At 69.7% G+C, this 8,335-nt stretch carries 10 protein-coding genes and 1 pseudogene; 3 read left to right on the top strand and 8 right to left on the bottom strand.

Annotated features, from left to right (window positions below; translation table 11 throughout):
- A pseudogene (locus ABZ863_RS23135) lies at positions 1 to 335 on the top strand (tripartite tricarboxylate transporter permease); the annotation flags it as partial.
- A 70-nt stretch (positions 336 to 405) separates the two neighbouring features.
- Here ABZ863_RS23135 and ABZ863_RS23130 read toward each other — a convergent pair.
- From ABZ863_RS23130 to ABZ863_RS23120, 3 genes are all read right to left on the bottom strand, one after another.
- Positions 406 to 1,293 (bottom strand): Gfo/Idh/MocA family oxidoreductase, encoded by an 888-nt coding sequence (locus ABZ863_RS23130; protein WP_358539104.1) that lies wholly within the window; start codon positions 1,291 to 1,293, stop codon positions 406 to 408.
- Positions 1,294 to 1,299: 6 nt separating this feature from the next.
- Positions 1,300 to 2,160, bottom strand: coding sequence for a 3-hydroxybutyryl-CoA dehydrogenase (locus ABZ863_RS23125; protein WP_358539102.1), 861 nt, complete (start codon positions 2,158 to 2,160; stop codon positions 1,300 to 1,302).
- 95 nt (positions 2,161 to 2,255) lie between these two features.
- Complete coding sequence (locus tag ABZ863_RS23120; RefSeq protein ID WP_358539100.1) at positions 2,256 to 2,441, bottom strand: DUF3073 domain-containing protein; 186 nt, start codon at positions 2,439 to 2,441, stop codon at positions 2,256 to 2,258.
- A 208-nt stretch (positions 2,442 to 2,649) separates the two neighbouring features.
- Here ABZ863_RS23120 and ABZ863_RS23115 point away from each other — a divergent pair, with 208 nt between their 5' ends.
- The gene (locus ABZ863_RS23115; RefSeq protein WP_358539098.1) at positions 2,650 to 3,552 is read left to right on the top strand and encodes a hypothetical protein; all 903 of its coding nucleotides are present in this window, start codon (positions 2,650 to 2,652) and stop codon (positions 3,550 to 3,552) included.
- Here the strand turns inward: ABZ863_RS23115 and ABZ863_RS23110 are convergent.
- On the bottom strand, positions 3,549 to 4,130 hold the full coding sequence (locus ABZ863_RS23110) for an aerial mycelium formation protein (RefSeq protein WP_358539096.1): 582 nt from the start codon (positions 4,128 to 4,130) through the stop codon (positions 3,549 to 3,551). The genes ABZ863_RS23115 and ABZ863_RS23110 overlap by 4 nt on opposite strands.
- A gap of 54 nt (positions 4,131 to 4,184) precedes the next feature.
- Positions 4,185 to 5,309 (bottom strand): folate-binding protein, encoded by a 1,125-nt coding sequence (locus tag ABZ863_RS23105; protein ID WP_358539094.1) that lies wholly within the window; start codon positions 5,307 to 5,309, stop codon positions 4,185 to 4,187.
- 74 nt (positions 5,310 to 5,383) lie between these two features.
- On the opposite strand from ABZ863_RS23105, the gene ABZ863_RS23100 reads away from it, so the two are divergent.
- Positions 5,384 to 6,232: an aminodeoxychorismate lyase gene (locus ABZ863_RS23100; RefSeq protein WP_358539092.1), complete on the top strand. Its 849-nt coding sequence runs from the start codon at positions 5,384 to 5,386 to the stop codon at positions 6,230 to 6,232.
- A 12-nt stretch (positions 6,233 to 6,244) separates the two neighbouring features.
- Here the strand turns inward: ABZ863_RS23100 and ABZ863_RS23095 are convergent, their stop codons facing one another.
- From ABZ863_RS23095 to ABZ863_RS23085, 3 genes are all read right to left on the bottom strand, one after another.
- Complete coding sequence (locus ABZ863_RS23095; protein WP_358539090.1) at positions 6,245 to 6,862, bottom strand: FABP family protein; 618 nt, start codon at positions 6,860 to 6,862, stop codon at positions 6,245 to 6,247.
- A gap of 319 nt (positions 6,863 to 7,181) precedes the next feature.
- Positions 7,182 to 7,487: a DUF1416 domain-containing protein gene (locus ABZ863_RS23090; RefSeq protein ID WP_358539088.1), complete on the bottom strand. Its 306-nt coding sequence runs from the start codon at positions 7,485 to 7,487 to the stop codon at positions 7,182 to 7,184.
- The gene (locus tag ABZ863_RS23085; RefSeq protein ID WP_358539085.1) at positions 7,487 to 8,323 is read right to left on the bottom strand and encodes a sulfurtransferase; all 837 of its coding nucleotides are present in this window, start codon (positions 8,321 to 8,323) and stop codon (positions 7,487 to 7,489) included. Before ABZ863_RS23085 ends, ABZ863_RS23090 begins: the two co-directional genes overlap by 1 nt.
- Positions 8,324 to 8,335 lie beyond the last annotated feature (12 nt).

The raw sequence follows: 8,335 nt of genomic DNA, 5'->3' as shown, positions 1-8,335 counted from the left end.
TCCTGTTCTTCGCCAGCGTCGGTGCCTACGCCGCGGCCGGTGAGGTGCTGGATCTCCTGCTGCTGTTCGCGATCGGCCTGCTCGGCTTCGCCATGCGACGGTACGGGCTACCGGTGCTGCCCGCGATCGTCGGTGTGATCCTCGGCCCAGCGGCGGAGCTGCAGATGCGCCGCGCCCTGCAGATCAGCGATGGCAGCCTCACCGGGTTGATCAACTCGCCGATAGCGGTGGTGATCTACGTGGTGATCGCGGTGCTCCTCGCATGGCCGCTGCTGCGGAGGCTCCTCCCCCGCCGCGCTGCCGACGCGGAGCCGAAGGAGCGCGTGGACGCCTGAGTAACAGCTGAGTAACAGCCCCCAAGGCCACCTTGGTTGCATTGAACGCAACCAAGGTGGCCTTGGGGGCTTACTGGGCGATCCGTAGGCAATCGGCGAGTATGCGTTGCAGGCGGAGGCCGCGGTGCACGTCGCAGGGGTGCTCGCGGACGCCGCTGGCGATCATGGCGGCGAAGTCGTCGAGCAGCGCGGTGAACGCTTCGGCCGGTGATCCCGGCTTGCCGTTCAGGGTGCGGAGCCCGTGCTCGCCGTACACCGCGAACTCGATCACCGTCGGGCGTAGCGGCAGCCGGATGGACATGCTCAACGTGCTCGTGGCGCTGCCGTTGTGTTCCAGTACGACATGCCACAGATCGCCGGCGGTGCGGTGCGCCGCACGCACGGCGGTGACCTCGCCGAGCGCGGCGTCCATCAGGTCGACGGCATGTGGCCCGATGTCAGCCAGTGCGCCCGAGGAGTGCCGCCACTCCGAGCCGCTGTACTGGCCGGCGAGCAGAGCGCCGGAGAGCCAGCGCCCGTTGCCGCCCGCCCAGCCGCCGGTCGCGGCGAGACCGTCGAGCCATTCGCGCGTCTGCAGTGCGTACCGCAGGGTCAGCACCACGAGCGCCGCGACGCCGGCATCCGCAACCGCATCCGCGACCCGGGCCGCCGTCGCCACGTCGTCCGCGACCGGCTTCTCCAGGATGAGGTGCTTACCCGCTTTGGCGGCGGTGACCGCGTAGCCGGCCTGCACGGCGGGTGGCACAGCGAACGCGACGGCGTCGACCTCGTCAAGTAGTTCGTCGAACGTGGCGCACGCGCGGGTGTAGTGCTCCGCGGCGAACGCGGTGGCGACCTCGGGACGCCGGGTCCACACGGCGCTCAGTGTTGTACCCGGATGGTCGGCAAGCGCCGGTGCATGTACCGACCTCGCCCACGGTCCCGCGCCGACTAGTCCAATCCGCAGCGGCTCGTCCATGCCGGGTCACTCGTAGTTGTAGAAGCCGCGGCCCGTCTTCTTGCCGAGCAGCCCGGCGTCGACCATGCGCAGCAGCAGCGGCGGCGCCGAGTAGAGCGGCTCCTTGAACTCCGCGTACATCGAGTCGGCGATCGCCTTGACCGTGTCCAGCCCGATCAGGTCGGCCAGCCGCAGCGGGCCCATCGGGTGCGCGGTGCCCTTCTCCATGCCGTGATCGATGTCCTCGGCGGAGGCGAAGCCCGACTCGAACATCCGGATCGCCGAGACCAGGTACGGCACCAGCAGCGCGTTGACGATGAAGCCTGCGCGGTCCTGCGAGCGGATGACGGTCTTGGCGAGCGCGCTGGAGACGTGCGCGTCGGCGCGCGCCACCGTCTCCTCGCTCGTCAGTAGTGACGGCACCAGCTCCACGAGCGGCAGCACCGGAACCGGGTTGAAGAAGTGGATGCCGATCACCTGCTGCGGGCGGCTGGTCGCCATGCCCAGCTTCATGATCGGGATGGAGGAGGTGTTGGACGCCAGGATGGCGTCGGCGCCCTCGACGACCTTGTCCAGTGACCGGAACAGCTCGACCTTGGCCTGCTCCTGCTCCAGCACGGCCTCCACGACGAGATCGCGGTCGGCGAACGCGTCGAGGTCGGTCGTGAACGTGATACGGCCGACAGCCGCCTCGGCCTCCTCCGCGGCGAGTTTGCCGCTGCGAACAGCCCGCTGTAGCGACTTCTCGATGCGGGCCCTGCCCGCGTCGAGCGCGGGCAGGTTGACCTCGTTGATCACCACATCCAGGCCGGCTCGCGCGTGTACCTCCGCGATGCCCGAGCCCATCAGGCCCGCGCCGACCACTCCGACCCGCCGGATGTCAGGCACATTCGCTCCCTACGTCTTCGTCGGCAGAAAGAGTCCGCAGCGGAACGCGAGGGTGGGTACCGGCTTGCCGGTTCCCACCCTCGCGTTCCGCTGCGTCAACGACGGTAGTCGTTGTACCCGTCGTCGTACGGGTCCTCGTACCGTTCCTCGTCCTCGTGGTCCTTGTCCGAGGAGCTGCCCGACAGCTCACGCTGCAGAGCATCGAAGTCCGTGGTGGGAGTGCTGTACTTGAGCTCCCTGGCCACCTTCGTCTGCTTGGCCTTAGCTCGGCCGCGCCCCATGGCTCGACCCCCTTGCGCAGGGGCGGGGCGGCCGGGGGATATCGGCGGCCCCGCGTCGTCTCGACAACTATTTCCTGAGCACACCGTACCGTGTCGACGGGGTCCGATGCGACGTGGCATGGTGTGCGAACGGTGACAGTATTGCTTTCGTCCTTCGAACGGGCCAGCCGATGCGTGTCGACACCCCGTGTCGTGCCAGGATTCCTGGGTGATCCGTCCGTTCGTGGCCTATCTGCGGGTCTATGAACCGCTGCCTGCTTTCGGCGAACCGCCTGATGAGCAGCTGGTTCGGGCCGTCGAGGCGGCCACGCTGACGCATGCCGCAGCGGGCGAGCGCGAGCACCTCTTGTGGTTGAGGTCACAGATTTCAATACCGCCTCGGCTGCTTCCCGCTGAGCTCGCAGGCGGTGCCCCCGCGCCCAGCGCGAGGACCGACGTGCTCGTGCTCGATCCCGAGGATGTGCCGACCGCGGGCAGTGCCGTGGTGGGGCCCGGCCCGCTCGTCTGCCCGCTGGAGGTGCGGGCGCGCTCGGCGGCGGCCCTGATCGGTTTCCTGAGTGAGGCGCAGCCGGCGCTGCGGGCCGCGGTGCTCGACGCGACCGGCCTTTCCGCCGACGCGATCAGGTCGCGGGCCAACGCCGCTCTGCGCGATCTGCCCAGCACCATGCACATCCTGTCCACCACGTGGACGGTTCCACTGCCGTGGTTCTGTCTCATCGAGCCCGACGAGCGCAGGCTCGTCCTCGGCAGCGGGCAGCAGGATCCCGAGCGGGAGCTGTCGTGGCGCACGGCGATGACGGACGCGTTGCGGCGGGTCGCCGAGGCGGAGGAGCTGGTGGAGGAGGTACTCGGCGAATCGGGACCCGCGCGCATCCTCGCCGAGACTGGCCGGTGGTTGTCGAACTTCCATCCGGCGTCGGCGGTCGAGCTCGACTACGGCGGCCTGGTCCAGCTCATCGAGGACCCGATCCTGGAATCGGACACCTCGGCGGAGGAAGTGCACGCGATACTGCAGGCCATGCGGGGCGGCGTGGTCGAGGAGATCGCCGAGCTGTTCCAGACACTCCGCGACTACTGGAGCGACATCGCCACCCGCGAACGCTTCAACTAGCCGGCGTCGCCGTCCTGGTCGTCGCGGCGCCGCTCGCTGGCGAGCAGTTCATCCACTGACGCGGTGCCCTGCGCATAGCGGCGGGCGATCTCGGCGTTGAAGGCGTCGACCACGGCCTGCACCTGGCGGCGCCGCAGGGACACCGACGACTCCTGCTCCCGGAAGCTGTCCAGGGTCTCGGCCAGCTGTGCGTCGGACAGGGCCGACACGTCGGACAGGTTCGCGTTGCCGACCAGCGCCTCGGCCCTGCGCCGGTACTCGCCCGCGCGCGAGGGCTCCAGCGGCTGGTGCCTGCCGGAGCCGGCCGCGGGCCCGAGCGCGTTGTCGGCGAGGATCGTGGCCAGTTGGTCCACCACACTGGCCGCACCGCCGGAGCTGCGCCGTTGCTGTTCGGCCTTCACGATGTCGATGCGCGCGTGGAGCAACCGGCGCAGGTACGACAGGTCGGTCTCCTCCTGGGCGGCTTCGTCCCGCCGCTCGCGCAGAGTGGTGAGCGGCAGGTTCTCCAGGTCGGTTGCATAGTCGGCGGCGAGGACACGGTCGATGCGACGTCGCCCGCCGGGCCGGACTTCGATCACGGGGCCATCCTGCTCTAGTTCCGTTGGGCACACCAGGCCGGGGCCATGATCATCTTACCCGCGGAAGTGCTGTACGGCCTCCCGTCCGGGAGCCGCCCGCTCCTCGGGAACGGAGTCGGGATCGATCGCCGCCTGCACAGCCCTGTCCTCGGCACCGGCGATGAGTTCGGCATCCACCGGCGTCGACCGCTTCACCAGCGCGAGCGCGATCGGCCCGAGCTCGTGGTGCTGCGCCACGCTGCCGACCCGGCCGACCGTCCGGTCGCCGAGCAGCACCGGATCACCCGTCTCGGGATAGATCTCCGGTGAGCCGTCGAGGTGCAGCAGCACCAGGTGCCGGGGCGGCCTGCCGACGTTGTGCACCTTGGCCACGGTTTCCTGCCCGCGGTAGCAGCCCTTCGCGACGTGTGCCGCAGAGCCGATCCAGTTCACCTCGTGCGGGATGGTGCGCTCGTCGGTGTCGACCCCGAGCCGGGGCCGCAGTGACTCCACGCGCAGCGCGTCGAACGCCCAGCTCCCCGCGGGCCGCGCGCCCGCATCGGTGAGCCTGGTCCACCAGCCGGTGAGATCCTCGCGGGGAACGAGCAGGTCCACCGCGTGCCTGCCGGGCCACGGCATCCGCCGGGCGAAGCCGCCACCCGGCAGCGGGGCCACCGCGTACGACCGCGCGTCAAGGTCGACGTCGAGCACCTTCGGGATGTCGGGGCCGAGGAGCGTCAGCACGACCAGGTCATCGGTCGCGTCCACGATGTCCACCTTGGACCAGAACTTCATCGCCTCGAGGTAGCCGAGCAGTGTCTGCTTGCCGCCCTTCGGCAGGGCGCTCGTTGCCTGCGCACCGGGATCGGTGTCGAGGAACATCGTGCCGCCGGTGTAGCCGAGCACCATGTGCGCGTCGATGCGGCCCTGGCTGTCGAGCACGAGCGCCTCGGTGCCGGTGTCCTCGGGCAGCGCCGATACGTGCTGGGAGAGCACCAGGTGCAGCCACGACAGCCGGTCTTCGCCGGTGACCGTGATGACCTCGCGATGTGACCGGTCGACCACCGCGACCCGGCGGACGGCGGTGCGCTGCTCGGCGAACGGGTCGCCCCAGTGCCAGGGGACCCCGGCCTCGGGATGTCCGTCGGGCGCGCCGACCGCGCCGGGCCGACTGAGCAGCGGTGACTGGTAGGAGGCCATAGCGTCGATCGTAGGCGGCAAGGGCGGTTCGGTGGGGTGATGTGATCGCCCGCGCGCCGGATACGGTGGGCCGTATGCGCGTGCTTGCTTTCCTCGACGGCACCCTTGCCGACCCAGACGAGGCCCACATCCGCGTCGACGACCTCGGCCTGCTCCGTGGCGACGGCGTCTTCGAGACGATCCTGGTCACCGGCGGGACACCGCGAGAGCTCGGTCCGCACCTGGACCGGTTGGCTCGCTCGGCCGCGATGATGGACCTGCCGCAACCGGATCGTGCGGCGTGGGAACGCGTCACACAGCTGGTGATCGACAACTGGTCCGGCGGGCCCGAGATCGCCGTGAAGCTCGTCTACACGCGGGGCGTCGATGGCGACCCGAACGCGACTCCGACCGGGTTCGCGCTGGGCATGGAGATCGACGAGAAGGTCAAGCGGGCCCGTGTCGAGGGCATCGCCGCGATCACGCTCGACCGCGGGATCGATCCCGGTCTCGCCGGGCGGGCGCCGTGGTTGCTGCTCGGGGCGAAGTCGCTGTCCTACGCGATCAACATGGCCGCGGGGCGTGAGGCGGCCCGGCGCGGCGCGGCGGACGTCATCTTCACGGCGACGGACGGATCGGTGCTGGAAGGGCCGACGTCCTCGGTGATCGTGGTCCGTGGGCGCACGCTGTACACGCCGCCTGCGACGATCGGGATCCTGCCCGGCACCACGCAGGGTGACGTGTTCCGTGCCGCCGAACGGGGCGGCTGGGGCACCAAGGTCGAGCCGATCATGGTGAGCGAGCTGCCCTCGGCGGATGGCGTGTTCCTGGCTTCGTCGGTGCGGAAGCTGACTCGGATGCACACCCTCGACGGGGCCGCGTTGCCCGACTCGACTGCGGTGCACGCCGAACTCGCGGAGCTCTACGACGCCCAGTACCGCTGACGCCGCCAGGAGCTAGCCGATGACGCGGTGCAGCAGGGCCGAGGCGTGCGGGGTCATGGGCTGACCGACCATGGCCCGCTCCTCGACGTAGCCGAGGTCGCCGCCGGCGACGATGCCGTAGAGCCGCTGGGCTGCGGTGACCTCCTTGGCCGTCGCCGTGCGCACGACCGCGTCGGTTCCCAGCTGCCAGGCGGACTGGGTCTTCGGCTTGCCGTAGAAGAGCTCAAGGATGCCGCTGGAGTGGCAGAGCAGGAGCTCGATGGTGTCGTCGGCCTGTGGCCGCCACCAGCCGGTCTCGCGCGCGGCGGGGCGGATGACCTTGCCGTCCTCGTCGAGCAGCCAGGAGCGGGCCTCGTGGTAGAGGAACGGCCTGCCGTCGTGGGAGATCGTCAGCTGCTGCGCGAAGCGGTACGGGCCGTCGATCGTCGGGTAGTTGATCTCACCCTCGCCGCGCCACACACCGACGAGCGGCAGCAGCGCCAGGCAGGCGTCGTGCAGGTTGGGGCCCTCGCGCAGGTTCGCCGTGTCGCCGGGGATCGGCAGGTCGGGCAACTGCGGGATGTTGCGCCTTGCCGTCGTCTCAGCGCGCTCGGCCGCGACCCGGATCGCTTCGTCGCCGCTTTCGGACATCGGACTCAGCGCTGGTCGGAGTACAGCCGGTAGACCATGTAGCCGCCGAACCAGGTCGTGGCAACGATGGCGAGGACCAGCAACGTCGTAAACAGAATCTCCACGCCGGAAGGATAGCCCCCGCCTGGCTGGTAGACGGGGCGCAGGGGGGAACGCCGTGAGCACGGTCACCGCGCCGAGTGGTTACGCGAAAAAGGCCCCCAAGGCCACCTTTTGCGAATACAGCGGCGCGCAGCGTCTCCGTCTGGGTGGTGGTGGGAGACGGGTGGGCGCGTTCAACGCAAGCAAGGTGGCCTTGGGGGCCAATTCGAACGGGGGGTCAGGCGACGGCGATGGTCACCTGGTGCAGACCTGGGCCCTCCGCGCTGACGGAGGCCTGGCCGTTGCCGCTGCGGTGCAGGGCACGCACGGTCCAGGTGCCCGGCGCCGCGTAGAACCGGAAGTCACCGTCCGGCGACGCCTGCACCTCGCCGGTGAACTCGCCGTCGGCGTTGAGCAGCCGCACGTAGGCGCCGCCCAGCGGGCCCTCGCCGCCCGTCACCTTGCCGGCCACCACGACCTGGCCGCCGGTGTCGGCGTCCGCCGCGATCGCGGTCTGCGCGGGGGCGCCACATCCGTCCGTCATCACTTGGCTCCCGTCTCAATCGGCACGCCTACCAGCGAGCCGTACTCCGTCCACGAACCGTCGTAGTTCTTCACGTCCTCGAGGCCGATCAGCTCGCGCAGTGCGAACCAGGTGTGGCTCGACCGCTCGCCGATACGGCAGTAGGCGATGGTCGGCTTCGAGGTGTCCAGACCGGCTTCGTTGTACAGCTCGGCCAGCTCGTCGGCGGACTTGAAGGTGCCGTCCTCGTTGGCCGCCTTGGACCACGGGACGTTCACCGCGCTCGGGATGTGCCCGGCACGCTGCGCGGACTCCTGCGGCAGGTGCGCCGGAGCCAGCAGCTTGCCGGAGAACTCGTCCGGCGAACGCACGTCGATCAGGTTCTTGGTGTCGATGGCCGCCACGACCTCGTCGCGGAAGGCGCGCACACTGAGGTCCTGCTCCTTGGCGGTGTAGCCGGTGTGCTCGCGCTTGGGCTCCTCGGTGGTCAGCTCGCGGCCGTCGAGCTCCCACTTCTTGCGGCCACCGTCGATCAGCTTGACCTTGTCGTGGCCGTAGAGCTTGAAGTACCAGTACGCGTACGCGGCGAACCAGTTGTTGTTGCCGCCGTAGAGGATCACCAGGTCGTCGTTGCCGACGCCCTTCGCGGAGAGCAGGGCCTCGAAGCCGGCCTTGTCGACGAAGTCACGGCGGACCGGGTCCTGCAGCTCGTTCTTCCAGTCGATCTTCACGGCGCCGCGGATGTGCCCGCCGTCGTACGCTGTCGTGTCCTCGTCGACCTCGGCGAACACCACGCCCGGCGTGTCCAGGTTGTCCTCTGCCCACTGTGTGGTGACCAGGACGTCTTCACGGCTCATTGAGCGGCACTC

It is taken from the genome of Saccharomonospora sp. NPDC046836 (assembly GCF_040645195.1).
Taxonomy (GTDB): Bacteria; Actinomycetota; Actinomycetes; order Mycobacteriales; family Pseudonocardiaceae; genus Prauserella_A.
This window is presented reverse-complemented; position numbering and strand designations above follow the sequence as displayed.

Bases quoted from the DNA above. Each gene is read 5' to 3' on its own strand.
- ABZ863_RS23130 (WP_358539104.1), bottom strand. From the start codon at position 1,293: ATGGACGAGCCGCTGCGGATTGGACTAGTCGGCGCGGGACCGTGGGCG.
- ABZ863_RS23120 (WP_358539100.1), bottom strand. From the start codon at position 2,441: ATGGGGCGCGGCCGAGCTAAGGCCAAGCAGACGAAGGTGGCCAGGGAG.
- ABZ863_RS23105 (WP_358539094.1), bottom strand. From the start codon at position 5,309: ATGGCCTCCTACCAGTCACCGCTGCTCAGTCGGCCCGGCGCGGTCGGC.
- ABZ863_RS23100 (WP_358539092.1), top strand. From the start codon at position 5,384: ATGCGCGTGCTTGCTTTCCTCGACGGCACCCTTGCCGACCCAGACGAG.
- ABZ863_RS23095 (WP_358539090.1), bottom strand. From the start codon at position 6,862: ATGTCCGAAAGCGGCGACGAAGCGATCCGGGTCGCGGCCGAGCGCGCT.
- ABZ863_RS23090 (WP_358539088.1), bottom strand. From the start codon at position 7,487: ATGACGGACGGATGTGGCGCCCCCGCGCAGACCGCGATCGCGGCGGAC.
- ABZ863_RS23085 (WP_358539085.1), bottom strand. From the start codon at position 8,323: ATGAGCCGTGAAGACGTCCTGGTCACCACACAGTGGGCAGAGGACAAC.